The organism is Hyphomicrobium facile (genome assembly GCF_900116175.1).
GTDB lineage: Bacteria > Pseudomonadota > Alphaproteobacteria > Rhizobiales > Hyphomicrobiaceae > Hyphomicrobium_B > Hyphomicrobium_B facile.
Genome location: NZ_FPCH01000002.1, coordinates 696,507 through 722,412, shown reverse-complemented (window position 1 = coordinate 722,412; position 25,906 = coordinate 696,507). Strand labels below are relative to the sequence as shown.

Genomic DNA, 25,906 nt, shown 5'->3' with positions numbered 1-25,906 from the left:
CCGAAATTAGGAAAGACGAAGGCGATGCGCGATCCGGTAAGTACTTTGACGAATACATTCTGGCCGATGGTCGTCGAGCAGACGACGCGCGGCGAGCGCGGCTACGACCTGCCTTCGCGCCTCTTGAAAGAGCGGATCATCTTCGTAACGGGACCGGTCGAAGACCACATGGCTGCATCGATCTGCATGCAGCTTTTGTTCCTCGAATCCGAGAACCCGAAAAAAGAGATCTCGATGTACATCAACTCGCCGGGTGGCGTGGTGACGGCGGGAATGGCGATCTACGACACGATGCAGTTCGTGAAGCCGCAGGTCGCAACGCTGTGCATCGGTCAAGCTGCGTCGATGGGCTCGCTTCTGCTCTGCGCCGGTGCGAAGGGTATGCGCTATGCGCTCCCGAACGCGCGCATCATGGTGCATCAGCCGTCGGGCGGGTTCTCCGGGCAGGCGTCCGATATCGAGCGCCACGCCGAGGACATCATCAAGATGAAGCGCCGTCTCAACGAGACCTATGTGAAACACACAGGTCAGACCTACGAGATGATCGATAAAACTCTCGACCGCGATTACTTCATGACCGCCGACCAGGCCCGCGATTTCGGCATCATCGACAAGGTCCTCGAAAACCGCGACGAGGTCGACGCCGGCGTATTCGAGAGCAAATCGTCAGGTTGACGAGTGCAGCGACAACACTTAAGTCGCCCGTCGCGTGCGCAGAGTTCTTTGGACAGAGCGCACGCCGGGACGGCTAAGAACAAACGCGGCACGCCGCTGGGGCGTTTAGGTAAATTATCGCATTGAATTGGCGTAGTTGCCTGATCATTTATCAACTGTGGCAATAGCGCCGCTTGCGGCCCATGGCGGCCTGGGCTCCATTAATCCAATCTTGATCTCGCGAACGTTAGCGTGCTCAGATTGGTTATGAGGTTCACGTCGCCGTAGAATCGGCTCAGTGCCGGACGTGAATGGCGGGCCAAAGCAAGAACATCGCATTGATGGGTCTTGCACGGAAGGTGAGAACAAATGGCTCAAGAGAAGAACACTCTCTACTGCTCTTTCTGCGGCAAGAGCCAGCATGAGGTCCGTAAACTAATAGCCGGTCCGACGGTGTTCATCTGCGATGAATGCGTCGAACTGTGCATGGATATTATCCGCGAAGAGAACAAGAACACTCTCGTGAAATCTCGCGACGGCGTTCCGACGCCGCAAGAGATTTGCAACGTGCTCGACAGCTACGTCATCGGGCAGTTCCACGCGAAGCGCGTTCTCTCCGTCGCGGTCCACAACCACTACAAGCGCCTCAACCACGCTTCGAAGAACAACGACGTCGAACTCGCGAAGTCGAACATCCTGCTGGTCGGCCCGACGGGCTCCGGCAAGACGCTGCTCGCGCAGACGTTGGCGCGCATCCTCGATGTGCCGTTCACGATGGCCGATGCGACGACGCTCACGGAAGCGGGCTACGTCGGCGAGGATGTCGAGAACATCATACTGAAGCTCCTGCAGTCGGCCGACTACAACGTCGAGCGGGCGCAGCGCGGCATCGTCTACATCGACGAGGTAGACAAGATCAGCCGCAAGTCTGACAATCCCTCGATCACCCGTGATGTATCGGGCGAGGGCGTGCAGCAGGCGCTTCTGAAGATCATGGAAGGCACGGTCGCTTCCGTTCCGCCTCAGGGTGGCCGCAAGCATCCGCAGCAGGAATTCCTGCAGGTCGACACGACGAACATCCTGTTCATCTGCGGCGGCGCGTTCGCCGGTCTCGAGAAGATCATCTCACGTCGCGGCAAAGGCTCGTCGATCGGCTTCTCCGCGAAGGTCACAGGCCCCGACGAACGTCGCACGGGTGAAATCCTGCGCAACGTCGAACCGGAAGATCTGCTGAAGTTCGGCCTCATTCCCGAATTCATCGGCCGTCTGCCCGTCATCGCGACGCTGGAAGACCTCGATGAGGCAGCCCTCGTCCAGATCCTGACCGAGCCGAAGAACGCCATCGTCAAGCAGTATCAGCGCCTCTTCGAAATGGAAGATGTGAAGCTGACGATCACGCTCGACGCACTGAGGGCCATCTCGCGCAAGGCAATCGAGCGCAAGACGGGTGCTCGCGGTCTCCGGTCGATCATGGAAGGCATCCTGCTCGACACGATGTACGATCTCCCGACGCTGAAGGGCGTTGAAGAGGTTGTCATTGGGCCGGAAGTCGTCGAAGGCTCGGCCAAGCCGCTCAGAATTTACTCCGACCGCGCCGAGGAAAAGGGCTCGACGGCTTAGCCCATCGCGACAATAACGGCCTTCCGGGGGCTTGGTCCCGGGACTTGTTTGCGGGACGCCGGTCCCCATTTGTTCGGAGGGAGTGGCATCAAGCGGCCAGCCGAGGAAATCCTGAAACCGGTGTCTTGAGCTTGGGTCTCACCCCGCGCTCGCGCTCACGAGCATGCCGACCGCCGCCACAAAAGGGGCGGGAAGCGTGGCTCCTAAGTGGAACGAGTGTGGAATGCATCGGAAGGCTATGACAGTCTTCCGTCGCACGGCGAATAGGTAGTGAAATGAGCGAAGACAAAAAGACCAAAGAGAAAGCCGGCGGCAAAGAGCTGTTTCCGGTTCTGCCGCTTCGTGACATCGTCGTATTCCCGTACATGGTCGTGCCGCTCTTCGTCGGTCGCGAGAAATCGATAGCGGCGCTCGAAGAAGTCATGCGCGCCGACAAGCAGATCCTGCTCGCCGCGCAGAAGAACGCAGGCGACGACGATCCGGCCCCCGACGCCATTTACGAGATCGGCACGCTTGCCTCCGTGCTGCAGCTTTTGAAGCTTCCCGACGGCACCGTGAAGGTCCTCGTCGAGGGCAACGCGCGCGCGAAAATCGTGCGCTACACCACCAACGCCAATTACTTCGAAGCCGAAGTCGAGCGCGTCGCGGAAGTTCCGGGCGCAAAGGACGAGCTGGAGGCGCTTGCGCGTTCCGTCGTCACGCAGTTCGAGAGCTATGTGAAGCTCAACAAGAAGGTCTCGCCCGAGGTTCTGAGCAACGTCGGCCAGATCGAGGACTACGCGAAGCTCGCCGACACGATCGCCTCGCACCTCGCTGTGAAGATCTCCGAGAAGCAGGACGTGCTGGAAACCGCCAGCATCTCCGAGCGGCTGGAACGCGTCTACACGCTCATGGAGAGCGAGATTTCCGTTCTCCAGGTCGAGAGAAAGATCCGCTCGCGCGTCAAGCGCCAGATGGAGAAGACGCAGCGCGAGTACTATCTGAATGAGCAGATGAAGGCCATTCAGAAGGAGCTTGGCGATTCCGACGAACGCGATGACATCGCCGAGTTCGAGGAAAAGATCGAGAACACGAAGCTGTCGAAGGAAGCCAAGGACAAGGCGCTGGCTGAGCTGAAGAAGCTCAAGCAGATGTCGCCGATGTCGGCTGAAGCGACGGTCGTTCGCAACTACCTCGATTGGCTCTTGTCGATCCCGTGGGGCATCAAGGGCAAGGTCAAGAAGGACATTGCCGAAGCCCAGACGATTCTCGATCAGGAGCACTACGGCCTCGAGAAGGTCAAGGAACGCATCCTCGAGTATCTCGCCGTGCAGGCGCGTACGAATAAGCTGAAAGGGCCGATCCTGTGCCTCGTCGGGCCTCCCGGCGTCGGTAAGACGTCGCTTGGAAAGTCGATCGCGAACGCGACCGGTCGCGAGTTCGTGCGCATGTCGCTTGGCGGCGTTCGTGACGAAGCGGAAATCCGCGGTCACCGCCGGACCTACATCGGCTCCATGCCGGGCAAGGTCATTCAGTCCATGAAGAAGGCAAAGCGGACCAATCCGCTCTTCCTCTTGGACGAGATCGACAAGATGGGTCAGGACTTCCGCGGCGATCCGGCAGCGGCGCTGCTCGAAGTGTTGGACCCCGAGCAGAACGGCACGTTCAACGATCACTATCTTGAGGTCGACTATGACCTCTCGAACGTGATGTTCGTGACGACCGCCAACACGCTCAACATCCCGCCGGCCCTGATGGACCGTATGGAGATCATTCGTCTTGCGGGCTACACGGAAGACGAGAAGCTTGAGATCGCCAAGCGCCACTTGATCCCCGAGCAGTACTCTGCTCACGGGCTCGAGCAGGGCGAGTGGTCGGTCGAAGACGGAGCGTTGAAGGAAGTCATTCGCCGTTACACGCGCGAAGCAGGCGTGCGCTCTCTCGAGCGTGAAATCGCCAAGCTTGCACGTAAGGCGGTGAAGGAAATCCTGACGTCGTCGAAGACCTCGATCGTCGTCACGGCCGAGAACGTCCACGACTTCCTCGGCGTGCCGAAGTATCGCTACGGCGAAGCCGAGCTCGAGGATCAGGTCGGTATCGTGACGGGCCTTGCCTGGACCGAGGTCGGCGGCGAGCTGCTCACGATCGAAGGCGTCATGATGCCGGGCAAAGGCAGAATGAGCGTCACCGGCAACCTGCGCGATGTGATGAAGGAATCGATTCAGGCCGCGAACGCCTATGTGCGCTCGCACTCGATCGACTTCGGCATTCATCCGAGCTTGTTCGAGAAGCGCGACATCCACGTGCACGTGCCGGAAGGCGCGACGCCGAAGGATGGACCTTCCGCAGGTATCGCAATGACGACGGCGATCATCTCGGTTTTGACCGGCATTCCCGTCCGCAAGGATGTGGCGATGACGGGCGAGATCACGCTGCGCGGTCGCGTGCTGCCGATCGGCGGCCTCAAGGAAAAGCTCCTTGCGGCCCTCCGTGGCGGCATCAAGACGGTCATCATTCCGGAAGAAAACGCCAAGGATTTGGCGGAAATTCCGGCCGAGGTGCAGACCAAGATCGATATCATCCCGGTCTCGCGTCTCGATGAAGTCTTGAAGATCGCTCTCGTTCGCGTGCCGGAACCCATTACCTGGGACGAGGCGGCGGAAGCCGAGGCGCTCGAGGCGAAGGAGTCAGGAAAAGCCAGTGCGCGGATCACCGCCCACTAAGCCCCCTGAACAGAAAAATTTATCGAAATAGAAGCCTCTGCGCGGTAACCGTGCAGGGGCATTTTCTTAGGCACCGATTGAGCACTTTGATGTGCTTTTGTCCGGAAACACGGGCGTTTTCTGCTTGACGGAAGGGGCGATTGGGCGCTTCTAGCCGAACATGCGCGGCCGGCTACTCCCCGATGTGGCCGCCTCGGGCTTCGCGCCCTGAGCTGAAACCCATCTCCCACATTAGAGGAAAGACGAGATGAGCAAGAAAGATTTGATTGATGCCGTTGCGAGAGATTGCGAGCTGACGAAAGAAAAGGCGGGTGGCGTGGTTGACGCCGTTCTCGCACACATTCGCGCGGCGATGAAGGATGGCCACGAAGTGCGCATCCCCGATTTCGGCACCTTCAAGGTCGCAGCCCGTAAGGCGCGCGAAGGCCGCAACCCCGCAACGGGCAAAACCATTCAGATCCCGGCTTCGCGCGTGCCGAAGTTCACGCCGGCAAAGGGTCTTAAGGACGCGCTGAACTTGAACTAGGCCGCATCGGCAATTTTTTTGCGCGCGTCGCGTGAGCGGCGCGCGTGTTTGTTTTTGACAGGCCTTTGCAGACCGATTAGCAAAGGCGCTTCGGGCGGTTAGCTCAGTGGTAGAGCGCCTCGTTTACACCGAGGATGTCGGGAGTTCGACCCTCTCACCGCCCACCATGTTTTCAATGAAATTGCTGTCGGCTTCGATGTGTCCCGTAATTGCGGGCACTTTTTGCGCTCCACCGCACAACGGCACGTTACTAGGCCGGTCGGTGGATGTTCGTTCGATCAGATAAGGTGGATAACAGCGGCGCAAAGCGCCACGGCTCGCTTCAGCTGCGCGTCGCCACGCATCTTTTAATTCGAACTAAACCTCCCAAGTGAAGCGGCTACTCGCGTATTCCGTGCGTCCGTCCCGTCCAACGAAGAAAGAGCACCCATGTCCGTCTCGATGTACGACATTGCGATCCCGACGTTTCAGAAGCAGCTGAGCGCCCTCGATGCGATTCTCGACAAAGCCGAGGCCTACGCCGCGGCAAAAAAAATCGATATCGCGGTGCTGCTCGCCGCGCGGCTCTATCCCGATATGTTCAACCTCACCCGGCAGGTGCAGCTCGCAACCGACTTCGCCAAGGCGGCGCCGGCCCGGCTGGCCGGTATCGAGGTTCCGAGCTTCCCTGATACGGAAACGACGCTTCCCGAGCTCAAGGGGCGCATCGCGAAGATCCAGGCTCTCCTGGCCGCCTACAAGCCCGAGCAGCTCGAAGGCTCCGATACCAAGCAATTGACGCTCAAGCTCGGCGGCGCCGATGTGACGTTGAGCGGGCGCGATTACCTGCTCCACGTCGCATTGCCGAATTTCTATTTTCACTGCACCACCGCCTACGACATCCTGCGACACAACGGCCTCGAGGTAGGCAAGCGGGATTTTCTCGGCCGAACGTGAGCAACTGCAGGGCCGAACCGCGATTTTTTGTTGTCTTTGGAATGCGATCTCCGGCTTGACGGCCGGACGGCCATCACGTATTCCCAGCGTCGTGACGGCGGGCGCTTCGGCGCCCGTCACTTTCTGGATTGCGGGAGTAGCTCAGTTGGTTAGAGCGCCGCCCTGTCACGGCGGAGGCCGCGGGTTCAAGTCCCGTCTCTCGCGCCATTTCCTTTCTGAATGGAGATGGCGCTTCAATCCTGGCGAGCCCCTCGGTGGAGCCGCCCAAGACCATCCCGACACCGCGAAAGCTTAGATCTCCGTTCGAAGCCGCACGCATGGCTTTGCCAAGTTGGCACCCGTCGACCGGTCGTGCGCATTGGTGGCGGTCAACGGAAGAAATCAATCATCGCTCGCCGTCGCTCCAAGAGCGATGGAGTTCGTGCCGGTGCTGGAGCATGTCGATGGTCTTGACGGCTTCCGGGCTGGCCGCCGCGATCACGAACGCAATGATCGTTTCCAGAAGCGACATCAGCGCGACGCTCGAAGCGAAGAATTGCGTCGTAATCATCGGAACGACGAACCGGTGACCCGCCCCCGCCAGAATGGGGGAGGCAGGGCTGTCCGAAATGCCAATGACCGTGATGCCCCGCGAAACCGCCAGCTCCACGGCGTCGATGACTTCGTGCTGATAGGGCTTGAATGCCATGGCAAGGAGCACGTCGCTCGTCGCCGCCCGAGCCAGGCCATCAGCAGGCAGCAGGCCATCACGCGGGATGGCGGTGACTTTACCGATGGCCACGCTCGCGATGAAGGCGAAATACGCGGCAATCGAATTGGCCATCCCCGTACCCAAAACGTAGGTCGTTGGCGCATGGACGATATCGTCTGCCGCGGCCTTGATGGCGACTGATGTCGTCCCTGAAAATTGCCGTTCGATGTTGGCGATCGAGGCTGTGGCGATCTCGGAATAAAGCCCCGCGAGCTTGCCGTCTTGAGCGAGGGATTGAAGCCAGCGGACGCGGTCGGGGAAATCTTCCTGGCCCTTGATGACCTTTTCCCGGAATGGCTTGCGGAAATCTTCGTATCCCTCGAAGCCAATGGCTCGGGCCATCCTCACGAGGGTGTTTGGCTTTACGTTCGCCTGCTCGGCCATCTCGCGAATGGAGCTGACGCTGATGAGGTTGGAGTGCTCCAGAACGTGCGTGGCGGCCTTCCTCAGTTCGGGCGTTAGGCCACCTAGGCTTTTAGCCAGCAGGTCAAGGACCGCAGTTGCGCCTTCTGGTCGAATAAATGACTGATCCATTTGTTCTCTTGGCGAAATAAATGAGTGCTAATTCCAAGCCGCTCGAAAGAAGAGGCTATCGCGCAAACCAAGTGACGGCCCTGACGGGCAATAAAAGAACCGCTGAACGTTATCGGGGGCGACCCCCCGAGTCGCTAATAATCAGTATACAGTCGAACATATTGGGACGCGGTCATCAAGCCCGCCTCCACGCAAATCCGATCTGCGCCGCCATTCGCGGAGGGCGCTCCCACCCCTCAAAGCGACCTGCTTTTGGGCTCTGAACGCGGGCAAAACGAACGGTATTTAGGCAAAAGAACCTGCTTTGTTGCAGAGGCGTCACACTCTGTACCGAGTGCAACGCACATTCATACTATTTGATTGAATGGGACACCCGTACCATTACAAAAAAGTATGTCGGGTCTGGGGCGAGTCGCCAAGGCGATACGCAGTCCGGGGTGATGGGTGAATTCGGGGACAGAGGGCGCGGGGCCGCTTCCTCTGCAGAATAGGGGATTTAGATGTTCGGACGTAAGGTCACGGGTGGGGCTTGTGTAGCGGCTTTGGCATTGTTTGCCTCCGCCAGCATCGCTTCCGCAGAAGACAGGCAGTTCGGCTACGCGCTGACGCTCACGGGTGCTTCGGATTACTTGTTCCGCGGTATCTCGTTCACGGACAATGGTCCGACAGTCAACGCTTATCAGGAACTCAGCTACGGCATTCTCTATGCGGCGGCGTGGACCTCCAACATCAATAACGGGGCATACGGTCCGTGGGAGCAGGATATCTATGTCGGTATTCGTCCGGTAACTGGCCCGGTCAATTGGGATCTGCAGGCGCTGTACTACACCTATGGCAACCGCGACGGCTCGTCGTCTGATATCGACTATTTCGAATTCAAGATCGGCGCGACGACCACGCTTCGCGAAGGCCTGACGGTGGGTGCTAACATCTTTCTGACGCCGGACCAGGGCGCTGCAGCCACCAGCAACATTTCGTATGAAGGCACAGTTGCCTACGACCTTCCGAAGTTCGCGCAGTTCGCTCCGCAGTTCACGGCCTTGGTCGGTCACACGGACGCAGGCGACAACGCATTTTATAACGGTGGCGCACAATCCGGTTACTGGAATGGTGTGCAGTCCTACACGTATTGGAACGCTGGCGTTAAGGTCAACGTCGACAAGTTCTTCATGGACTTCCGCTATTCGGACACCGACATTGGCTCGGCCGGTATCGACCCTGGCCTTTCCGATGCCCGCTTCGTGTTCTCGGCAGGTGTGAACCTGCTTCCGTAACGAGCTTTCGGCCGCGCTCTCACGCGGCCGAGGACGCTGGAGTTTGATCTCTCTCAACGCCCAGCTGAATAGCCGCTGCACGCCCCCGTGCGGCGGCTTTCGTTTGTGCAACGCCTCGTGCGGAGAGGCCGTCTGTACGTAATCGCGACTCGCGCGGCTGACCGCGTCCAGTTGGAGAGCGAGAGATCCCGGATTTACCGGATGGCGCCGCACCGCACCGCTCGTGCCTCGCTCAGCGCACCGCGGTCAGAATGAAATCGACGAAAGCGCGAACCTTAGCTGCGGGATGGTGCCGCGAAGGATAGTAGGCATAGAGCGGGAATCGCTCGTCGGCCCACGCTGGAAAAAGGTCGACGAGCCTGCCGCTCTTAATGAGATCTCTGGCGACCACTTCGAAAACCTGAGCGATCCCGGTGCCGGCCAATGTCTCCGTGAGCATGGTTCCGGCATCGCTCAATAGCAGCCGGCTCTCGGTTTTCACCGAAAGAACCTTGCGGCCTTTGTGGAATTCCCACGCGTAGGGCCGCCGCGTAAGCGGATCGCGCAAATCGATACACGCGTGTCCGGCGAGGTCGTTCGGATGCTCCGGACGCCCCCGGCGCTTCAAATAGCTCGGCGCGGCGACGGTAACGACCTGCAGTTCCGCGAGCTTGCGGATGATGAGCGACGAAGTTGGAGGCTCGCCGAATCGCACCGCAACGTCGATGCCGTCACCCACGAGATCGCCGACCTGTTCGCGCGTGACACAGTCGAGCGAGAGTTCCGGATAGAGTTCCAGGAACTTACCGAGCCGCCCGGGCAAGATGAGCTGCGAAACGACCGGATCGATATTCACTCGCAATCGCCCGCGCACGACATTGGCGGCGCCTGAAGCAATCGTCGCCGCATCCTCGATGTCGGCGAGGCTTGGCTTCACCCTCTCGTAGAAACGCCGGCCCTCATCGGTCAACGAAACCGAACGTGTCGTCCGGTCGAGGAGGCGCGCGCCGAGCCGCTCCTCCAGCCGCGAAATCGCACGGCTTACCCCCGACGTCGTGATGCCGAGCGAGTCCGCGGCACGCACGAAGCTGCCGCCCTCGATAACCGCGGAAAGAACCGTCACGCCGGAAAGCAGCCGCCCGTCGAAAGCCATGGCCAGCCCATAGTTGATCTTCAGTCATCAATATGTGGACACGAACGCACTTCAGTCAACTTCGGCGCGATGCGAAGTTGTGGCCGCCATGATCGAGTTTGATCCAGGAGAAGCGGCTCAGGAGAACAGCAATGTACGCAATCACCGGAATAACCGGCCAAGTCGGGGGAGCGCTCGCCCGCTCGATGCTGAGCGCCGGAAAGCCCGTCCGCGCCGTCGTTCGGAATGCCGTGACGGGGAAAACGTGGGCGTCGCAAGGCTGCGATATCGCAATCGCGGATATGTTGGACGCCGAAGCGCTCGCTGAAGCCTTCCGGGGCGCCGACGGCGTGTTCATCTTGCCGCCAAGCGAATTCGATCCATCACCTGGCTTTCCCGAGGCGCGAGCCGTCATCAACGCGGTGAAAGCGGCTCTCGAAAAATCGCGACCCCGCCATGTCGTAAGCCTTTCAACGATCGGTGCGCAGGCGGCGCAACCCAATCTTCTCACGCAGCGGACCATCATGGAGAAGGAGCTAAGTCGCCTACCGATGCCGGTGACGTTCTTGCGCCCCGCCTGGTTCATGGAAAACTTTTCATGGGACGTGGCGTCCGCGCGCGACAACGGCGTCATCGCGTCTTTTCTTCAGCCGCTCGACAAAGCCTTTCCCATGATCGCGACGGCAGACATCGGTCGCTTGGCGGCGGCGCTCATACAAGACGAATACCAGGGCAAGCGGGTTGTCGAACTCGAAGCAGCGAAGCGCTACACTCCGAGCGAAGTCGCAGCGACTTTCGCGAAAATCCTCGGTCATCCGGTAAATGCGGAAGTCGTGCCGCGCGACACTTGGGGGCCGCGGTTCAAAGCCCAAGGCATGAAGGACCCAATCCCGCGCATCCAAATGCTCGATGGCTTCAACGAAGGATGGATCGAGTTCGAGGGCAGCCCGTCAACACGGCAAAGAGGTACGACCGACCTCGCAACCGTGTTGAAAGGGCTAGTCGAAGCGGCGCAATGACCTCTTGCCGGCCGGCCTGCTAAACTGACGTGGAGCTATAAGGATAACGAATGGAAGCCGCCGTCAAACGCGAAACACGCAGCGATACGAATCTCCGGTGTCTCGGTTGGGAAGGCTACGCAGCGGGCGACCTTCCGTCGGCGTTTCTTCGCGCGAGCGGCTTCAGGGTAACGGGCGAGGATCATCTTTCAGATGATGCGGCAAGCCGCAGGATCCTCGACGAGCGCGGCCGCTGGGACGTCATCAACATCAACACGCCGTTCGTTCGAGACGTGTTGCACCCGGCGGGCGCCATTCGCCCGCTGAATTCATCGTTCTCCGAGCGTGTGAGCAATCTGAGGACGCCCTTCAGTCGCTTCGAAGCGGCAGTGCGCGACCCCGATTATCAGCTCATCGGCCTGCCGCAACGCTGTGGACCGTTCAATCTCGTCGTCAATCAAAACGGATTGTCGGTTGCGACCGCAAGGGACGAAGGTTTCCGTCTCGCGATGGAATCGAGCCTCAAGGGCCGGTTCGGTATCCTCGCGTACGAGGATTTCAATGTCATGCACATTGCCATAGCTGCCGGTTTGAACCCGTTCGTGACGATGGACGATGAGGCGGAGTCGACCTTTCGCCGGACGGCCGCGACCATTTTTCAATCGGCGCGGCTCATCACCGGCGATCATCACCGCATGAACGCCGCGCTCGTCAGCAGAGAGATCGATTTTTACATCAGCGGTGGAATTTATACGGCTTCGCCCGCGCGGCTTGCAGGCCACCTCGAGGTGCGTGCCGTCACGCCAAGCAGCGGCCCCATCGAGGGCAAAGGAGCCGTGGCCTTCGTGGAGGTCAATGGACATCTCAAGGATGGACGCGCGCCGCTCGCGGTCGTCGAGACATTTCTCGGTTTTCTATTGAGCGAGCAAGGCGCGAAAGCAGCGTCGTTGGCCGCTGGCGCATGCAACCCGGTTGTTCAAATGGGTGACCCTTCCGTCCGCGATCTGTTCACGCGCGATCAACTCAAGGCCATGCAGTGGGATGATCTTGAAGAGGATCTTTCATACTGCGCTGATTATGCGATCATCCCGGATTACGCGAAACGACTCGAGATCGTGCGTTCGCTCGCGCCTATTGCGTCATGAGATCGAAACGATCACTTGAACAGCGACGTAAGAGAGAATGAAGACGCAACCACGATGGGCGGGTTTTCAGCGACCTGCGGATAGGGTTCGTCGATATAGACGCTGACGCCCGTTGCGCGCATCTCCTTGATCAGCGATGCGACGTAAGCCCAGCCCTTCGGCTCGAGCCCGAGACACGCTTCCGACATCTCGCCCTTGAGACGCTCGTGAATGGCAATGTTGCCGCGCGCCAGGATCTGAGCCGTCTGCTGCGGGCTGAACTTGTCTCTATTCCAGAGCTTCGTCAGGTAGATTCCTGCAACGTTGCGCTTCGTCTTCGGGCCCCAGGTAATGCGCGGGCCCTTATCCGACCCGAACGAATATTCGCCCGGCGGCAGCGGCCCGACGGCGCGCGTCGCGAGGCAGTCGGGATCGGGATTGTTCCTGCACACGTCTCTGCCCGAAATTGCCCAGGTGATCGTTTGCCCACGCACACCCGGGTCATCGGATATGATGAAAAGCCGGCCGGTCCGGATCGTATAGCCGAGGCGGAAGCGCTGAACGTTCGGCGGAACTTCGTGGACGACATCATCGAAGGGGTTGCAGATTTCGCCCCCCGTCAGCTTTCGCGGATAGCCGTTGAGCTGGATGGTCACGTAATCGACACCGGGCGCGCAGTCCCATTGCGGCAGGGTTTTCTTGTTCGCAACGACGACCGGCGGAGGCACCGTTTTTGACGGCGGCACGACCGCGACCGTCGGCTTCTGGATGACCGGGGGCTGAAAATCGGGAACCACCGGTGCGATGACCTTCGGCAGGTGCCGGATTTGCTCGCATTTGGCAGAGACTTTCGGCGGCTGAATCTGTTTCACCGCTAAGCGACGGGCAACCGAGCTCTCGGCCCCCGCCTTGATGTAGGCGAGGATCAGCGCCTGCTGAACTTCAATCTGCTCCTGCGATAATTCGAAGATGCAGTCTTCGTAGATTTGATCGCCAACCTCACTGAAGAAGTCGGCTATCTGACCCGCCGCCGCGCCCGCTACCGCTTTCGCGTCCGCATTTGCCGGTTGCTGCGCATGGCTGTAATTCGACATCAGTACGAGACAGGTGAGCGCTGCGAGCAGCGCTGCTTTCATGCGATCCATGGGCATTTTGGAATAAGCGTGAAACCGGGATATCCGTTTGAATCCGCGCGTCCGCTCCCCCCGGAACTCCGGTGCGCGACGGCACGATATGTACATCCCTTGGTTCCCGGTAGCGCAGAGATGGTCCATACCTCCCTCGTACCCCGAAAGTCTGGGCAAGAGCGAGGCCGTCCCGATGGATCCGATCATTTCCACACCGATTCGCCATTCACGGCTCGCTTAAGCTCAACTCGTGAATAAAACGATCCCGCGCGCGCGTCGAGCGCTGCGGCGCTTGGAAAGATGATGCACGATGCAAATCTACGTCGACGCGGACGCCTGCCCGGTAAAAGCAGAAGTGGTGCGCGTGGCCGCCCGGCACGACCTCCCCGTGCAGATGGTGTCGAACAGCTGGATGCGGATTGACGCGAGCCCGTTGGTCAAACTCGTCGTTGTTGAAGAAGGCCCCGACGCGGCTGACGACTGGATTGCAGAACGCATCGGTCCGTCCGACATCGCCGTAACCGCGGATATTTTGCTCGCTGCCCGTTGTCTCAAAGCAGGGGCGCAATGTATCGGCCCGACGGGCAAGGCATTCAGCGATGCCAACATCGGCATGGCGGTCGCGATGCGAGAGATGCAGCGCCACTTGCGTGAAACCGGCGAAAGCCGCGGCTTCAATCCCTCGTTCACGCCACGCGACAGGTCGCAGTTTTTGCAGGCGCTCGAAAACGCAATCCAGGCAGCAAAGAAGAGGGGATGAGCGTCCTCATTCGCTGACATTCTCCGTGCCGCCCGCACGGCACGGAGAACCCGCGGGGAATTCTTTCAGTCAAGCGCTCGTTCAGACGAACTCCTGAATGGCCGTCACCGCCAGCCGCGATGACCGCCGAACCGGTGTCCGTACCCGCCGTGCCATCCGCCCCAGCCGCCGCGACGGCCATACCATCTTGGCCCCGGTCCCCAACGGTAGGGGTAATATCCAGCGTGATAGGGGAATGGCCGATAATATCGCGGGGCGTAATAACCGTAATAAGCGGGACCGTAATAAGGACGGCCGTAATAAACGGGTTCATCCTCGTAATAGTCTCGATAGACCGGCGGACCTTCGACGACGGCCGGACGTCCTTCGCAACACTCGCCGCCGAAATCCGCCGCTTTCGACGCGTGGGGCGTGAAGGCCGCCAAGGCGAGCACGGGAAGTGCATAAATCAGATTTCTCATGAAAATGCTCCCTGCAGAAGTCGATTTAAAAAGCGCCACCACCCGTGAATGGATGCTGAACGAATGACGTCAAGTTGACGGAGATGATCCGTATTAAGAATATTGCTCAAAACATAGTTATTGCGACGGCGTTCGGCGAAACGTTCAGCGAAACATTTATTGGCGCGCATTGGATTATCGCACGCGAATGCGAATTGTCCCTGCAGGAGAATAATGAGATCGATCCGATAGCGCTTGTCGCGTTGAATGAAACTCGCCGTTTGGATGAATCCGCTCCGCAACACTGATACCCGCAATCTCACTGTGATCTAGTCCGTGCGCATCACAGTCTGCATTCGGACAATCGGCGCGACGGATGCGTGCTTTCCCGATGGAGCTGGTCATCCCGAAGACTCGAGGCGGCAAGCTTTGCGCTGGGATCACCCGCGCGGAGGGCGGACTGTTAACGGCGACTTGTTGGGGGGCGTGTCCCAGAAGGACGCAACTGAGTCGAGCGCGATCGCGCGCCCGGCCATCAAATCGCATTTGGCGCGCCTCTTCCAGAAAGCCGGGACGGAGCGTCGGGTGACTTGGCGCGCCGTGCAACGAGCCCGGTGCCGGCCCCAATTTGAACCGCGACCTATCCGGCAATTCACCCGGTGACGGCACCGGCACCGCCAACCCCCGCCGTGTGACAGATTGCCATCAGGCTCGGGTGCTAAGCTTGGGGACTAAAAGTTGGCACTTGCGCTTCCCATAGTCTTCAGATGGAGAGGAGCGGGTGGGGAGTTGCGCCTTAGAACGCCGTGGGCTAACACCCCCGTAGCTGCGAAAGCGCTCGGAGTCTCCCCACGCTAGCGGATTGACGGCGATGATGGATCTTACTTCCCAATACCTTCCGATCGCGATTTTCATCGGCGTCGCGCTGTTCATTGGCGGCGCCCTGATGGTTGCACCGTTTCTTGTCGCGGTTCGGAACCCGGATCCGGAGAAGGTGTCCGCCTACGAGTGCGGCTTCAACGCCTTCGACGATGCGCGCATGAAATTCGATGTGCGATTCTATCTCGTGTCGATTCTCTTCATCATCTTCGATCTCGAGATCGCATTTCTCTTCCCGTGGGCCGCCGCGTTCAGGGAAATCGGCGTATTCGGCTTCTGGTCGATGATGGTGTTTCTGGGCGTGCTGACCATCGGCTTCATCTATGAATGGAAGAAGGGCGCGCTGGAATGGGATTGATCCTTAAGGACGAGCGTCCGGGTGGCCTTCTCTTCGATCGCGTCTTCGACCGTGCTCAGGAAGGCTCGCCAGGCCTGGTAGCGCCCGCCGCCGACCCCTTCTTTACCGACGTTTCGAACGAACTGGCCGATAAGGGCTTTCTCGTCACGAGCGTCGACGATCTGATCACCTGGGCCCGGACGGGCTCGCTGATGTGGATGACGTTCGGCCTTGCTTGCTGCGCCGTTGAGATGATGCAGGCATCAATGCCGCGTTACGACGTCGAGCGGTTTGGCTTCGCTCCCCGCGCGTCGCCGCGGCAGTCGGACGTCATGATCGTCGCCGGCACGTTGACCAACAAGATGGCCCCGGCGCTCCGCAAGGTCTACGACCAGATGCCGGAGCCGCGCTACGTTATCTCGATGGGAAGCTGCGCCAACGGCGGCGGCTACTATCACTATTCCTATGCTGTCGTGCGCGGTTGCGATCGCATCGTGCCGGTCGACGTCTATGTCCCTGGATGCCCGCCGACCGCCGAGGCGCTCCTTTACGGAATTCTGTTGCTGCAGCGGAAGATACGCCGCACCGGCACGATCGAGCGCTAAGTCGAGCTGTTTCTTGGAGATCGCCGCTAGATGACGGAGTTAACCGCGCTGCAGGACACTGCGAAGGCGATCGCGGGCGGAGCCCTACGACAGGCCAGCGTCTCCTATGACGAGCTCACGATTACCGTCGCCCGCGAAAATATCGTCGAAATCCTCACGAAGCTTCGCGACGATCCGAAATGCCAGTTTGAAGTCCTGATCGACATCTGCGGCGTCGACTATCCCGAACGCGCCGAACGGTTCGATGTGGTCTACCACCTGCTGTCGCCGCGCCTGAACCAGCGGCTGCGGGTCAAGATTTCGACCGACGAGGCGACGCCCGTCGCGAGCGTCAACGACGTTTTTCCGGCCGCCAATTGGTACGAGCGGGAAGCGTACGACCTCTACGGCATCCGGTTCACGGGCCACCCCGATCTTCGCCGCATCCTGACCGACTACGGCTTCCAGGGCCATCCGTTGCGGAAGGATTTCCCGCTCACCGGCTACGTCGAAGTGCGCTACGACGATGAAAAGAAGCGCGTCGTCTACGAGCCGGTGAAGCTGACGCAGGAATTTCGGGATTTCGATTTCGAGAGCCCTTGGGAGAGCCCGAGCCACGTCCTGCCGGGCGACGAGAAAGCCGGCCCGAAGTCGTGAGTTTTCGTAGGTCTGCGCACGGCCTCTGAACCCGTTTTCCTGGTGCCGGTATGCCGGGCGTACGCGGGATGTCGTTCGAAGGGGATGATTCGAAGAGGGAATCGGCCTTGAGTGCAATGGGTTCGGCGCGACCTTCGCTTCCCGCCGGGTCGTCGCCGTTCAATGGTGCGTCGGCCGGGAAATCAGATTTAGTCGTGGGGCCAGAATCGCAATGCAATTCGAGGTCAGCGTCGCAATCGCGACAGCAATCATGGTCGGAGCCTTCATTCTGGATTGGCCGCGTGCGGTCGCAGGGCTGGCGTTGGGCATCGTCTGCCGGTATCTGCCCTATGGAACGATCTTCATTCCGGTTGGCGTCATCCTCGTCTCAGGTGCCGCGGAATTGCTCTATCCCTGGTTCGGCCGCACGACGGAGCCGCATTTCTGGAGCTTTTTCTTCGGTCTCTTTGCCGTCGCGGGCACCGCTTCGAGCCTCTATATTACGATACGCAACCTTAAAGACCGGCTGTAAGGACTGAGGCCGTGAAAGACACGCTTCACGCGGGCGCCAGAACGCAATTTTCCTATCGTGTGCCGGCGACGAAGACTGTGCCGCACCTCTATCCCGAGGCGCACGAATTCCAGCTGATGCCGACCGTCTTTGCCACAGGCTTCATGGTCGGGCTGATGGAATGGACCTGCCTGCATATCATAGCGCCGCACCTCGACGACGGAGAGGGCTCGCTCGGCGTACACGTCAATGTTTCACACGCCGCCGCGACCGTGCCGGGGCAGACGGTCACCGTCGACGCCGAGTGCACGAAGGTCGCAGGCCGCCGGCTTTTCTTTCATGTCAAAGCGCATGATGGGATTGATTTAATCGGCGAGGGCGAGCATCAGCGTATTATCGTCAACTGGGATAAGTTCGAGCAGCGAGTGAACGACAAGGCGAAGCTCGCCAGACTTGCACCGATTACCCGCGGGACCGTTTGAACCATGGCCGAGACTGAAATCCGCAACTTCAACATCAACTTCGGGCCGCAGCACCCGGCGGCGCACGGAGTGCTTCGCCTCGTTCTCGAACTCGACGGCGAGGTCGTGGAGCGCGTCGATCCGCATATCGGCCTTCTTCACCGGGGCACCGAGAAGCTCATCGAGCACAAAACGTACATGCAGGCGATCGGCTACTTCGATCGTCTCGATTACGTCGCCCCGATGAACCAAGAGCACTCCTTCTGCCTTGCTGCAGAAAAGCTGCTGGGGCTTGAAGTCCCCTACCGCGCCCAGCTGATCCGCGTGCTCTACTCGGAAATCGGCCGTTTACTGTCGCATCTCTTGAACGTCACGACGCAAGCCATGGACGTCGGCGCGTTGACCCCGCCGCTCTGGGGTTTCGAAGAACGCGAAAAGCTGATGGTTTTCTACGAGCGCGCCTCAGGCTCGCGCATGCACGCTAAATACTTCCGCATGGGTGGCGTCCACCAGGACCTGCCCGAGGCGTTGATCGACGACATCTACGCCTGGTGTGACCCGTTCTACAAAGTCATCGACGACATTGACGCGCTGTTGACGGAAAACCGTATCTTCAAGCAGCGCAACGTCGATATCGGCGTCGTCTCGTTGGATGAAGCCTTCGCCTGGGGCTTTTCCGGCGTCATGGTCCGCGGCTCCGGCGCCGCCTGGGACCTGCGCAAGTCCCAGCCTTACGAATGCTACGCCGATCTCGATTTCGATATTCCGATCGGCAAGAACGGCGACTGCTACGACCGCTACCTCATCCGGATGCAGGAGATGCGGGAATCGACCAAGATCATGAAGCAGTGCTGCGAGCTTCTGAAATCCGCGCGCGGCCAGGGCCCGCACGTCGCCGATAACAAGAAGGTCGTGCCGCCGAAGCGCGGTGAGATGAAGCGCTCGATGGAGGCGCTGATCCACCACTTCAAGCTCTACACCGAAGGCTTCCACGTGCCGCCCGGCGAAGTCTACGCCGCAGTCGAAGCGCCAAAGGGCGAGTTCGGCGTCTATCTCGTGTCGGATGGCTCGAACAAGCCGTATCGCTGCAAGATCCGCGCTCCCGGATTCCCCCATCTCGCGGCAATGGATTTCATCAACCGCGGTCACATGTTGGCGGACGTCTCCGCGATCCTCGGATCCCTCGACATCGTCTTCGGCGAAATCGATCGCTGAAAACGCCTATGGCCCGCGCGATCGAGACATCGATTTTGATCGCGGCGCCCGCTTCGCGCGTCTGGTCCGTGTTGATGGACTTCGACGGCTACCCCGCATGGAACCCGTTCATCCGCACCATCAAGGGTGAACAGCGAACGGGTGCAAGGCTCGAGGTCGGTATCGAGCCCCCAGGGCTCAAAGCGCAGACGTTTCGGCCTGTCGTCGTCGAGGTCGAGCCCGAGCGGGTTTTCTCCTGGCGCGGATCGCTCCCAATTCCAGGTCTCTTTGTCGGTGTGCATCGGTTCGCCCTCAGCGCGGACGGTTCGAGCACCCGCTTCGAGCATTCGGAACAGTTTTCAGGGCTGCTTATCCCCTTCGTCGGCAGTGTTCTGGACGCCACGGAACGCGGATTTCGAGCCATGAACGAAGCGCTGAAGGCAAAGTCCGAAGGTCGGTAACGGCAGGACGGAGTTGCCGCGAAACGCGCTGGCGAGCGCTTCGGTTATCCCCGGCACAGGCGGGCTCTTATATTTCAGGCCAATACTTCAGGCCAACTCACGACGCCGTTGACGATCTGCTTCCGGCGGCCGTGCGCCTTCATCCAATCGCGGCCGAGATCGGCGAGAACATAGTCGCCGTCGGGCGAATGAATGAAGCTGTCGAAGCCTCTCGCATATTGCTCGAGCGGCGGGTTGTGGCCGCCGCAAAACTGCTTTTCGGGATCGAGTGCCGGGTCCATCATTCGGGCCGCCTCGCGGCAGAACAAGCCACGAAAAAGGCCGGGCGACGTGCCGATATGGTTGCACGGTTTGCGAGTGAAGGGGACCGTCAGTCCGATAAGCCTTCGGGACTTGAACTTGCGCCGTATCCCCAACCGCTTTTCCTGGAAGGGCATCGAGAGGACGACTTGCGCGAGCGTCGGATGGCGGGCGAATGGCGCACAGAAATCTCCCGCATCTTTGATGGCGAGCCAATCTTCTTCCGCATGCAGCACGAAAGGGGAGCTGGTCGCGGCCCAGACGCGGACCACTGCTGCGGCGAAGCCCGGTGTCTCGGGTTCGAACACCGTCGCCGTAGGGAAACGCTGCCGGATGATGCGGACGGCTTCCGCCTGATCGTCTTTGGATCCGAAGGCCGGGTCTACGTTGGCGTAGACGTGGCCGATATCCAACTTCGGAAAGACGTTCTTCGAAAAGCTTGCGATCATCTGCCGTAGAAGTTCGGGACGGCGGGTCGCAACGATAGTGATATCGGCTTGCAAGCGGCTGTCCCCCTTCAGTTTTTAGGGCCGTGACACACCATAAGGGCGTACTTGTGGTGGGCCCGTTGCCAATCGGTGAGCGGACATTTCGGCCTGTCGTCGTGGCCCGAGTTGCCGCCGCGAAACGCGCTGGCGCTTGTCACGAAGCCCTGGCAGATTGCGGTCGGGGCCGAGCGTCAAATCAAAGGAGCCGAGTATGCTTCCCGGTGCTGCGCCGATGGTCGACAACCTGTTCCTGCTCGCCGTGGCCGCCGTCGGCTGGGGCTTGAGCCTTGCGACCTATAGGCTTTTCGCCCGTACGCGGAGCTGGCCGATGGGCGCGCTGCAAGCCGACATGCCGTTCATTCCGGTTCTGATCGGGCTTGGCGGGTTGTTCGCCGGCTTGCTGTTCGCGACGGCGCGCGGCGCCGACGACGGCGGCTGGATGATCATTGCGCTGGGTTTGCTGTTCGCCGCTCTTTGGACGGGTTTTCTCCGCGTCGGCTCGCAGCTTGCGTTGTTTCTCGCGCCTATCGCTACGTTTCTTTTGCTGCTCGGCTGGCTCGCCGTGCCACTCGGCTTTTCCGAACGCAGGTGGGCAACGGAGCGCCCCTCCGAAACACTTCAGCGCCGCGGAATTCTCGCGCCGGATGCGGGCGTGACGTCGCCAACGCAGCCGCCGAAATCCGCTCCATAGCTTCGCGCTTTTCGTCGCACCTAAATCTCCACTGCGAACAGCGCTTGCTCCCTCATAGGGATCGGCAAATGCTTGCTTTGGCGCGGCATTCCTCGTACTGGACCGCGTTGGTGGCTGAGGGTTTAATGTCACTCTGAGAGTCGACATTGCTGCGTGACGTGCCGAATCACAGTTTGTGACATGGCCACGTTGTGTATTCGGCGCCATACGACCGACGTTCGAGGAGCCGTGGATGGGCGTTCGCCGACTAAATCCAGTGCAACCTGCACAGTTCGCTTTCACGCCCGAAAATCTAGCGTGGGCGAGCGAGGTGATCGCGAAATATCCCGAAGGCAAGCAAGCTTCCGCGATCATTCCGCTGCTTTGGCGTGCGCAAGAGCAGGCGGGCGGCTGGCTGCCGGAGCCCGCGATCAGACTGGTCTGCGATATGCTGGGAATGGCCCACATTCGCGGTCTGGAGGTCGCCACCTTCTATACGATGTTCCAGCTCTCGCCGGTCGGAACAAAACTCCACGTTCAGGTCTGCGGCACCACCCCGTGTATGCTCCGCGGCTCGCGCGATCTCATCGCCGTTTGCAAGAGCCGGATCGACGAGCATGCGCACACGCTGAACGCCGATGGCACGGCGTCGTGGGAAGAGGTTGAATGCATCGGCGTCTGCGCCAATGCTCCGGTCGTTCAGATCGGCAAGGATACCTACGAAGACCTGACGCCAGAGCAGCTGAACAAGATTATTGATGGCTTCATTGCCGGTAAGCAGCCGAAGGCCGGATCTCAGATCGGCCGCGTTGCGTCTTGCCCGGTGTCCGGCCCAACCACGTTGACCGATCCGGCGCTTTACGATGGCTCGACGATCGGCGCCTGGAAGAAGCGTTTTGAAGAAACGTCGGGCGCCCCCGACAAGGCCAACGAAACATCGCCGGCGTCGCCGGGAGGAGCAGCGGCTCCAAAGCCTGCGCCGGTTCACCCTGCAGCGCTGACCGCGATGGCGAACGCCGGGCTCGTCAAGGAGCTCGAAGAGCGGAGCGGCGGCAAGGCGCTTTCCGCGGGCGAACTTGATAAGATCAAGGCGGACATGATCCGCGACAGGGCGATTGCGGGTGCAGCCGCAAGCCGATCCGTCGAGCCCGAGCTTTTGAAAGCGCCGCGCGGCGGCAAAGCCGACGATTTTACGCTGATCTCAGGTATCACCGCCGACCTACGCGATAAGCTTGGCGCAATGGGCATCTGGCATTTCGATCAGATCGCCAAGTGGACGCCGCAGAACGTCGCGTGGTTCGAAGTCCAGTTCGATGGCTTCATGGGTCGCGTAACGCGTGACAAATGGATCGAGCAGGCGCAGAAGCTCGCATCCGGATCGCGTCCGGAAAGCAAAGCCGGCAAAAGGCCGAAAGGGTAGCGCGCATGTTGCATGATCGCGACCGCATTTTCCGCAACATCTACGGCCTCCACGACGTCAGTCTCAAAGGCGCGATGAGCCGCGGCGTGTGGGATGGCACCAAGTTCTTCATCGACAAAGGTCACGACTACATCATCGACGAGGTGAAGAAGTCGGGTCTGCGCGGCCGCGGTGGCGCGGGCTTCCCGACAGGCCTCAAGTGGTCGTTCATGCCGAAGGCCGATGTGCGGCCGAGCTATCTCGTCATCAACGCCGACGAATCCGAGCCCGGCTCCTGCAAGGACCGCGAGATCCTTCGGCACGACGCACATCTTATGATCGAAGGCGCGTTGCTTGCCTCCTTCGCGATGCGCGCGCATACCTGCTACGTTTACGTGCGCGGCGAATACATCCGCGAGCGCGAAGCGCTCCAGCGCGCCATCGATGAAGCCTACGACGCCAAGCTCATCGGCAAGAATAACGTTCACGGCTGGGACTTCGACATTTTCGTGCACCACGGCGCCGGGGCTTACATCTGCGGCGAAGAAACGGCGATGCTCGAAAGCCTCGAAGGCAAAAAGGGCCAGCCGCGCCTGAAACCGCCGTTCCCGGCGAACGTCGGCCTTTACGGCGCTCCGACGACCATCAATAACGTCGAAAGCATCGCCGTCGCAGGCGAAATCCTGCGTCGCGGATCGGCGTGGTTCGCAGCTCTCGGCAAGCCGAACAACACCGGGACCAAGCTCTTCCAGATCTCAGGTCACGTCGAGCGCCCGTGCGTCGTCGAAGAAGAGATGGGGATCCCCCTCAAAGAGCTGATCGACAGGCATTGCGGCGGCATCCGCGGCGGTTGGGATAATCTGCTCGCCGTCATTCCGGGCGGATCGTCCGTCCGCTGCATCACGGCAGAGCAGGCCGAAGCGGTGACGATGGATTTCGACGCGCTGGGCAAGCTCGGCTCGGGTCTCGGCACGGCCGCCGTGATCGTGATGGACAAATCGACCGACATCATCGGCGCAATCCGGCGCATCGCTTATTTCTATAAGCACGAGAGCTGCGGCCAGTGCACGCCGTGCCGCGAAGGCACCGGCTGGATGTGGCGCGTCCTCGAGCGTATGGAGCGCGGCGAAGCTGAAAAGCGCGAGATCGATCTGCTGTTCGATGTCACGAAGCAGGTAGAAGGCCACACCATCTGCGCGCTCGGCGACGCGGCGGCATGGCCCGTTCAAGGTCTGATCAACAACTTCCGCTCGGTGATCGAAGCACGTATCGACGATTACCAGGCAAAACATTCACGCATGGCGGCAGAGTAGGCTGCGGAAAAAAACGATGGCCAAGCAACTTATTGTCGACGGCAAGCCGATTGAGGTCGAGGACGGCACGACACTGATGCACGCCTGTGAATTGGCGGGCGCAGTCATTCCGCGCTTCTGCTATCACGAGCGGCTATCGATCGCCGGCAACTGCCGCATGTGTCTGGTCGAGGTCGAGGGTTCGCCGAAGCCGGTCGCGTCCTGCGCCATGCTCGTCAACGATCTGCCGCCGAACAGGGACGGCTCGCCGAAGGTCGTCAACACCGCCTCTCCGATGGTGAAGAAGGCGCGTGAAGGGGTGATGGAGTTTCTGCTCATCAACCACCCGCTCGACTGCCCGATCTGCGATCAGGGCGGCGAATGCGATCTGCAAGATCAGGCGATGGCGTTCGGCATGGGCGGCTCGCGCTATACCGAGAACAAGCGCGCCGTCGAAGAAAAGCACATCGGTCCGCTGATCAAGACGATGATGACGCGTTGCATTCATTGCACGCGCTGCGTTCGTTACATGACGGAAGTTGCAGGCGTCGAGGAACTCGGACTGATCGGCCGCGGCGAAGACGCGGAAATCACGACCTATCTCGAGCAAGGCATCCTTTCCGAAATGAGCGCCAACGCCGTCGATCTTTGCCCGGTCGGCGCGTTGACGCATCGCCCGTGGGCCTTTGCCGCCCGGCCGTGGGAGATGGAAACTTTCGAGACCATCGACGTGATGGACGCTGTCGGCTCCTCGATCAGCGCCGACGTGCGCGGCGCCGCCGTCATGCGCATCCTTCCGCGCAACAACGACGCCGTGAACGAGGAGTGGATCTCCGACAAGACGCGTCACGTCGCCGACGGCCTGAAAACGCAGCGCCTCGATCAGCCCTACATCCGCAAGAACGGCCGCTTCGAACCCGCAAGCTGGGATGAAGCGCTGGGTCTCGTTGCCGCGAAATTGAAAGCGGCGCCGGCGGAAAAGATCGGCGCAATCGCGGGCGACCTCGCGGGCGCTGAGGAAATGTTCGCGCTGAAGGACCTTCTCACGCGCTTGGGCGCAACGTCTCTCGATTGCCGCCAGGCAGGCGACAAGCTCGATCCGAAGCTTGGCCGTGCGAGCTACCTTTTCAATTCCGGCATCGAAGGCATCGAGGAGGCCGACGCGATTCTGATCGTCGGAGCCAACCCACGCCTCGAAGCCGCGGTTCTCAATTCACGCATCCGCAAGCGCTGGCGCAGTGCGCCGACGAAAATCGCGCTTGTCGGCACCAAGGTGGATCTCGCGTACCCATATGAATATCTGGGCGCCGGGCCCGATACCTTGGCCGAGATCGCGAACGGCAAGCACCCGTTCGCCGAAGTTTTGAAAGCCGCGAGCAAGCCGATGGTCATCGTCGGGCAGGGCGCCTTCGCCCGTGCAGACGGTCTCGCTGCGCTGTCGCTCGCAGCGCGCATCGTCCTCGCAGCATCTGCGGGGAAAGACGCGGCGTGGAACGGCTTCAACGTTCTGCACACGGCAGCAGCCCGGGTCGCAGGTCTCGATCTCGGCTTCGTTCCAGGGAAGGGCGGCAAGGATGCCGCCGGAATTCTCGGGCCCGATTCAGAGTTCGTCTATCTGCTCGGCGCCGATGAATGCGATCTGTCGAAGGTGAGCCCGTCCGCGTTCGTCGTCTATCAGGGAACGCACGGCGACAAAGGCACCGAACGGGCCGATGTCATTCTTCCCGGCGCCGCCTATACTGAAAAGAGCGCAACCTTCGTCAACACCGAAGGCCGCGCGCAGCAGACGCTGAAAGCCGTGTTTCCACCGGGAGACGCGAAGGAAGACTGGACGATCATCCGAGCGCTTTCTGAGCGTGCCGGCACCAAGCTGCCCTACGATAGCTTGAAAGAGCTTCGCGCGGCGATGTACCGGACGAGCCCGCAGCTCGCAGCCCTGGATACGATCGAAGTCCGCGCCGTATCCGGGCTCGAGACGCTTGCGAAGCTCGGTGCACAACCGTCATCAGCGCCATTCGCTCCGGTGATCGCTGACTTTTATATGACGAACCCGATCGCGCGATCTTCCGCCGTAATGGCCGGCATGAGCGCGCTTCGAGCGTCACACCAACAGAAACTCAGCGCAGCGGAATAGGGA

General features: G+C 60.4%; 26 protein-coding genes and 2 tRNA genes. 23 read left to right on the top strand and 5 right to left on the bottom strand.

Annotated elements, in window-relative coordinates; genetic code table 11:
* The first annotated feature begins 24 nt into the window (after window positions 1–24).
* From BM399_RS10265 to BM399_RS10235, 7 genes are all read left to right on the top strand, one after another.
* Window positions 25–675, top strand: coding sequence for an ATP-dependent Clp protease proteolytic subunit (locus BM399_RS10265; protein WP_092867620.1), 651 nt, complete (start codon window positions 25–27; stop codon window positions 673–675).
* 348 nt (window positions 676–1,023) lie between these two features.
* Window positions 1,024–2,274 carry an ATP-dependent Clp protease ATP-binding subunit ClpX gene (gene clpX / locus BM399_RS10260; protein WP_092867619.1) on the top strand — a complete coding sequence of 417 codons (1,251 nt, stop codon included), beginning with the start codon at window positions 1,024–1,026 and terminating at the stop codon, window positions 2,272–2,274.
* A gap of 275 nt (window positions 2,275–2,549) precedes the next feature.
* A complete protein-coding gene (lon, locus tag BM399_RS10255) occupies window positions 2,550–4,976 on the top strand; it encodes an endopeptidase La (RefSeq protein ID WP_092867618.1) in 2,427 nt (808 codons plus the stop codon).
* A gap of 247 nt (window positions 4,977–5,223) precedes the next feature.
* Complete coding sequence (locus tag BM399_RS10250; protein WP_092867617.1) at window positions 5,224–5,502, top strand: HU family DNA-binding protein; 279 nt, start codon at window positions 5,224–5,226, stop codon at window positions 5,500–5,502.
* Between the two features lie 92 nt (window positions 5,503–5,594).
* Window positions 5,595–5,669, top strand: a tRNA-Val gene (locus BM399_RS10245).
* 262 nt (window positions 5,670–5,931) lie between these two features.
* Window positions 5,932–6,438 carry a DUF1993 domain-containing protein gene (locus BM399_RS10240; protein ID WP_092867616.1) on the top strand — a complete coding sequence of 169 codons (507 nt, stop codon included), beginning with the start codon at window positions 5,932–5,934 and terminating at the stop codon, window positions 6,436–6,438.
* 130 nt (window positions 6,439–6,568) lie between these two features.
* Window positions 6,569–6,645: transfer RNA gene (locus tag BM399_RS10235), tRNA-Asp, on the top strand.
* Between the two features lie 178 nt (window positions 6,646–6,823).
* On the opposite strand, the gene BM399_RS10230 is transcribed toward BM399_RS10235, so the two are convergent.
* Complete coding sequence (locus tag BM399_RS10230; RefSeq protein WP_092867615.1) at window positions 6,824–7,723, bottom strand: MurR/RpiR family transcriptional regulator; 900 nt, start codon at window positions 7,721–7,723, stop codon at window positions 6,824–6,826.
* 500 nt (window positions 7,724–8,223) lie between these two features.
* On the opposite strand from BM399_RS10230, the gene BM399_RS10225 reads away from it, so the two are divergent.
* The gene (locus BM399_RS10225; RefSeq protein WP_092867614.1) at window positions 8,224–8,997 is read left to right on the top strand and encodes a TorF family putative porin; all 774 of its coding nucleotides are present in this window, start codon (window positions 8,224–8,226) and stop codon (window positions 8,995–8,997) included.
* Between the two features lie 232 nt (window positions 8,998–9,229).
* On the opposite strand, the gene BM399_RS10220 is transcribed toward BM399_RS10225, so the two are convergent.
* Entirely contained in the window at window positions 9,230–10,129 is a 900-nt protein-coding gene (locus BM399_RS10220) for a LysR family transcriptional regulator (protein WP_092867613.1), read from the bottom strand.
* A gap of 131 nt (window positions 10,130–10,260) precedes the next feature.
* Here BM399_RS10220 and BM399_RS10215 point away from each other — a divergent pair, with 131 nt between their 5' ends.
* Both BM399_RS10215 and BM399_RS10210 read left to right on the top strand, forming a co-directional pair.
* Window positions 10,261–11,127: an NmrA family NAD(P)-binding protein gene (locus BM399_RS10215; RefSeq protein ID WP_092867612.1), complete on the top strand. Its 867-nt coding sequence runs from the start codon at window positions 10,261–10,263 to the stop codon at window positions 11,125–11,127.
* Between the two features lie 50 nt (window positions 11,128–11,177).
* The gene (locus BM399_RS10210; RefSeq protein WP_092867611.1) at window positions 11,178–12,251 is read left to right on the top strand and encodes a type 2 periplasmic-binding domain-containing protein; all 1,074 of its coding nucleotides are present in this window, start codon (window positions 11,178–11,180) and stop codon (window positions 12,249–12,251) included.
* A gap of 11 nt (window positions 12,252–12,262) precedes the next feature.
* Here BM399_RS10210 and BM399_RS10205 read toward each other — a convergent pair whose 3' ends face one another.
* The gene (locus BM399_RS10205) at window positions 12,263–13,375 is read right to left on the bottom strand and encodes a DUF2778 domain-containing protein (protein ID WP_244531183.1); all 1,113 of its coding nucleotides are present in this window, start codon (window positions 13,373–13,375) and stop codon (window positions 12,263–12,265) included.
* Window positions 13,376–13,667: 292 nt separating this feature from the next.
* Between BM399_RS10205 and BM399_RS10200 the strand changes: the two genes are divergently transcribed.
* Window positions 13,668–14,117, top strand: coding sequence for a YaiI/YqxD family protein (locus BM399_RS10200; protein ID WP_092867609.1), 450 nt, complete (start codon window positions 13,668–13,670; stop codon window positions 14,115–14,117).
* A gap of 104 nt (window positions 14,118–14,221) precedes the next feature.
* On the opposite strand, the gene BM399_RS21385 is transcribed toward BM399_RS10200, so the two are convergent.
* On the bottom strand, window positions 14,222–14,578 hold the full coding sequence (locus BM399_RS21385) for a hypothetical protein (RefSeq protein ID WP_092867608.1): 357 nt from the start codon (window positions 14,576–14,578) through the stop codon (window positions 14,222–14,224).
* A gap of 74 nt (window positions 14,579–14,652) precedes the next feature.
* On the opposite strand from BM399_RS21385, the gene BM399_RS20915 reads away from it, so the two are divergent.
* The 8 genes from BM399_RS20915 (at window position 14,653) to BM399_RS10155 (ending at window position 19,620) form a co-directional block, all read left to right on the top strand.
* Window positions 14,653–14,865: a hypothetical protein gene (locus tag BM399_RS20915; protein ID WP_143117796.1), complete on the top strand. Its 213-nt coding sequence runs from the start codon at window positions 14,653–14,655 to the stop codon at window positions 14,863–14,865.
* 563 nt (window positions 14,866–15,428) lie between these two features.
* Window positions 15,429–15,794, top strand: coding sequence for an NADH-quinone oxidoreductase subunit A (locus BM399_RS10185; protein ID WP_092867606.1), 366 nt, complete (start codon window positions 15,429–15,431; stop codon window positions 15,792–15,794).
* Window positions 15,785–16,378 (top strand): NuoB/complex I 20 kDa subunit family protein, encoded by a 594-nt coding sequence (locus tag BM399_RS10180; RefSeq protein ID WP_092867605.1) that lies wholly within the window; start codon window positions 15,785–15,787, stop codon window positions 16,376–16,378. Before BM399_RS10185 ends, BM399_RS10180 begins: the two co-directional genes overlap by 10 nt.
* Window positions 16,379–16,408: 30 nt before the next feature.
* The gene (locus BM399_RS10175; protein ID WP_092867604.1) at window positions 16,409–17,014 is read left to right on the top strand and encodes an NADH-quinone oxidoreductase subunit C; all 606 of its coding nucleotides are present in this window, start codon (window positions 16,409–16,411) and stop codon (window positions 17,012–17,014) included.
* Window positions 17,015–17,225: 211 nt separating this feature from the next.
* Entirely contained in the window at window positions 17,226–17,525 is a 300-nt protein-coding gene (locus BM399_RS10170; protein ID WP_092867603.1) for a hypothetical protein, read from the top strand.
* 11 nt (window positions 17,526–17,536) lie between these two features.
* Window positions 17,537–17,986, top strand: a complete 450-nt coding sequence (locus BM399_RS10165; RefSeq protein WP_092867602.1) for a thioesterase family protein — start codon at window positions 17,537–17,539, stop codon at window positions 17,984–17,986.
* Between the two features lie 3 nt (window positions 17,987–17,989).
* Window positions 17,990–19,180 carry an NADH-quinone oxidoreductase subunit D gene (locus tag BM399_RS10160; protein ID WP_092867601.1) on the top strand — a complete coding sequence of 397 codons (1,191 nt, stop codon included), beginning with the start codon at window positions 17,990–17,992 and terminating at the stop codon, window positions 19,178–19,180.
* An 8-nt stretch (window positions 19,181–19,188) separates the two neighbouring features.
* Window positions 19,189–19,620 carry an SRPBCC domain-containing protein gene (locus BM399_RS10155; protein ID WP_092867600.1) on the top strand — a complete coding sequence of 144 codons (432 nt, stop codon included), beginning with the start codon at window positions 19,189–19,191 and terminating at the stop codon, window positions 19,618–19,620.
* A 74-nt stretch (window positions 19,621–19,694) separates the two neighbouring features.
* Here the strand turns inward: BM399_RS10155 and BM399_RS10150 are convergent, their stop codons facing one another.
* Window positions 19,695–20,423, bottom strand: a complete 729-nt coding sequence (locus tag BM399_RS10150; protein WP_143117795.1) for a hypothetical protein — start codon at window positions 20,421–20,423, stop codon at window positions 19,695–19,697.
* A 196-nt stretch (window positions 20,424–20,619) separates the two neighbouring features.
* On the opposite strand from BM399_RS10150, the gene BM399_RS10145 reads away from it, so the two are divergent.
* The 4 genes from BM399_RS10145 to nuoG all read left to right on the top strand — a co-directional run bounded on the left by BM399_RS10145 (window position 20,620) and on the right by nuoG (window position 25,903).
* On the top strand, window positions 20,620–21,099 hold the full coding sequence (locus BM399_RS10145; protein ID WP_092867598.1) for a hypothetical protein: 480 nt from the start codon (window positions 20,620–20,622) through the stop codon (window positions 21,097–21,099).
* Between the two features lie 232 nt (window positions 21,100–21,331).
* On the top strand, window positions 21,332–22,498 hold the full coding sequence (gene nuoE / locus BM399_RS10140) for an NADH-quinone oxidoreductase subunit NuoE (protein ID WP_092867597.1): 1,167 nt from the start codon (window positions 21,332–21,334) through the stop codon (window positions 22,496–22,498).
* A gap of 5 nt (window positions 22,499–22,503) precedes the next feature.
* The gene (gene nuoF, locus BM399_RS10135) at window positions 22,504–23,790 is read left to right on the top strand and encodes an NADH-quinone oxidoreductase subunit NuoF (protein WP_092868160.1); all 1,287 of its coding nucleotides are present in this window, start codon (window positions 22,504–22,506) and stop codon (window positions 23,788–23,790) included.
* A gap of 16 nt (window positions 23,791–23,806) precedes the next feature.
* Entirely contained in the window at window positions 23,807–25,903 is a 2,097-nt protein-coding gene (gene nuoG / locus BM399_RS10130) for an NADH-quinone oxidoreductase subunit NuoG (protein WP_092867596.1), read from the top strand.
* Window positions 25,904–25,906: the final 3 nt, after the last annotated feature.

Bases quoted from the DNA above. Each gene is read 5' to 3' on its own strand.
- BM399_RS10265 (WP_092867620.1), top strand. From the start codon at position 25: ATGCGCGATCCGGTAAGTACTTTGACGAATACATTCTGGCCGATGGTC.
- clpX (WP_092867619.1), top strand. From the start codon at position 1,024: ATGGCTCAAGAGAAGAACACTCTCTACTGCTCTTTCTGCGGCAAGAGC.
- lon (WP_092867618.1), top strand. From the start codon at position 2,550: ATGAGCGAAGACAAAAAGACCAAAGAGAAAGCCGGCGGCAAAGAGCTG.
- BM399_RS10250 (WP_092867617.1), top strand. From the start codon at position 5,224: ATGAGCAAGAAAGATTTGATTGATGCCGTTGCGAGAGATTGCGAGCTG.
- BM399_RS10240 (WP_092867616.1), top strand. From the start codon at position 5,932: ATGTCCGTCTCGATGTACGACATTGCGATCCCGACGTTTCAGAAGCAG.
- BM399_RS10230 (WP_092867615.1), bottom strand. From the start codon at position 7,723: ATGGATCAGTCATTTATTCGACCAGAAGGCGCAACTGCGGTCCTTGAC.
- BM399_RS10225 (WP_092867614.1), top strand. From the start codon at position 8,224: ATGTTCGGACGTAAGGTCACGGGTGGGGCTTGTGTAGCGGCTTTGGCA.
- BM399_RS10220 (WP_092867613.1), bottom strand. From the start codon at position 10,129: ATGGCTTTCGACGGGCGGCTGCTTTCCGGCGTGACGGTTCTTTCCGCG.
- BM399_RS10215 (WP_092867612.1), top strand. From the start codon at position 10,261: ATGTACGCAATCACCGGAATAACCGGCCAAGTCGGGGGAGCGCTCGCC.
- BM399_RS10210 (WP_092867611.1), top strand. From the start codon at position 11,178: ATGGAAGCCGCCGTCAAACGCGAAACACGCAGCGATACGAATCTCCGG.
- BM399_RS10205 (WP_244531183.1), bottom strand. From the start codon at position 13,375: ATGGATCGCATGAAAGCAGCGCTGCTCGCAGCGCTCACCTGTCTCGTA.
- BM399_RS10200 (WP_092867609.1), top strand. From the start codon at position 13,668: ATGCAAATCTACGTCGACGCGGACGCCTGCCCGGTAAAAGCAGAAGTG.
- BM399_RS21385 (WP_092867608.1), bottom strand. From the start codon at position 14,578: ATGAGAAATCTGATTTATGCACTTCCCGTGCTCGCCTTGGCGGCCTTC.
- BM399_RS10185 (WP_092867606.1), top strand. From the start codon at position 15,429: ATGATGGATCTTACTTCCCAATACCTTCCGATCGCGATTTTCATCGGC.
- BM399_RS10180 (WP_092867605.1), top strand. From the start codon at position 15,785: ATGGGATTGATCCTTAAGGACGAGCGTCCGGGTGGCCTTCTCTTCGAT.
- BM399_RS10175 (WP_092867604.1), top strand. From the start codon at position 16,409: ATGACGGAGTTAACCGCGCTGCAGGACACTGCGAAGGCGATCGCGGGC.
- BM399_RS10170 (WP_092867603.1), top strand. From the start codon at position 17,226: ATGCAATTCGAGGTCAGCGTCGCAATCGCGACAGCAATCATGGTCGGA.
- BM399_RS10160 (WP_092867601.1), top strand. From the start codon at position 17,990: ATGGCCGAGACTGAAATCCGCAACTTCAACATCAACTTCGGGCCGCAG.
- BM399_RS10155 (WP_092867600.1), top strand. From the start codon at position 19,189: ATGGCCCGCGCGATCGAGACATCGATTTTGATCGCGGCGCCCGCTTCG.
- BM399_RS10145 (WP_092867598.1), top strand. From the start codon at position 20,620: ATGCTTCCCGGTGCTGCGCCGATGGTCGACAACCTGTTCCTGCTCGCC.
- nuoE (WP_092867597.1), top strand. From the start codon at position 21,332: ATGGGCGTTCGCCGACTAAATCCAGTGCAACCTGCACAGTTCGCTTTC.
- nuoF (WP_092868160.1), top strand. From the start codon at position 22,504: ATGTTGCATGATCGCGACCGCATTTTCCGCAACATCTACGGCCTCCAC.
- nuoG (WP_092867596.1), top strand. From the start codon at position 23,807: ATGGCCAAGCAACTTATTGTCGACGGCAAGCCGATTGAGGTCGAGGAC.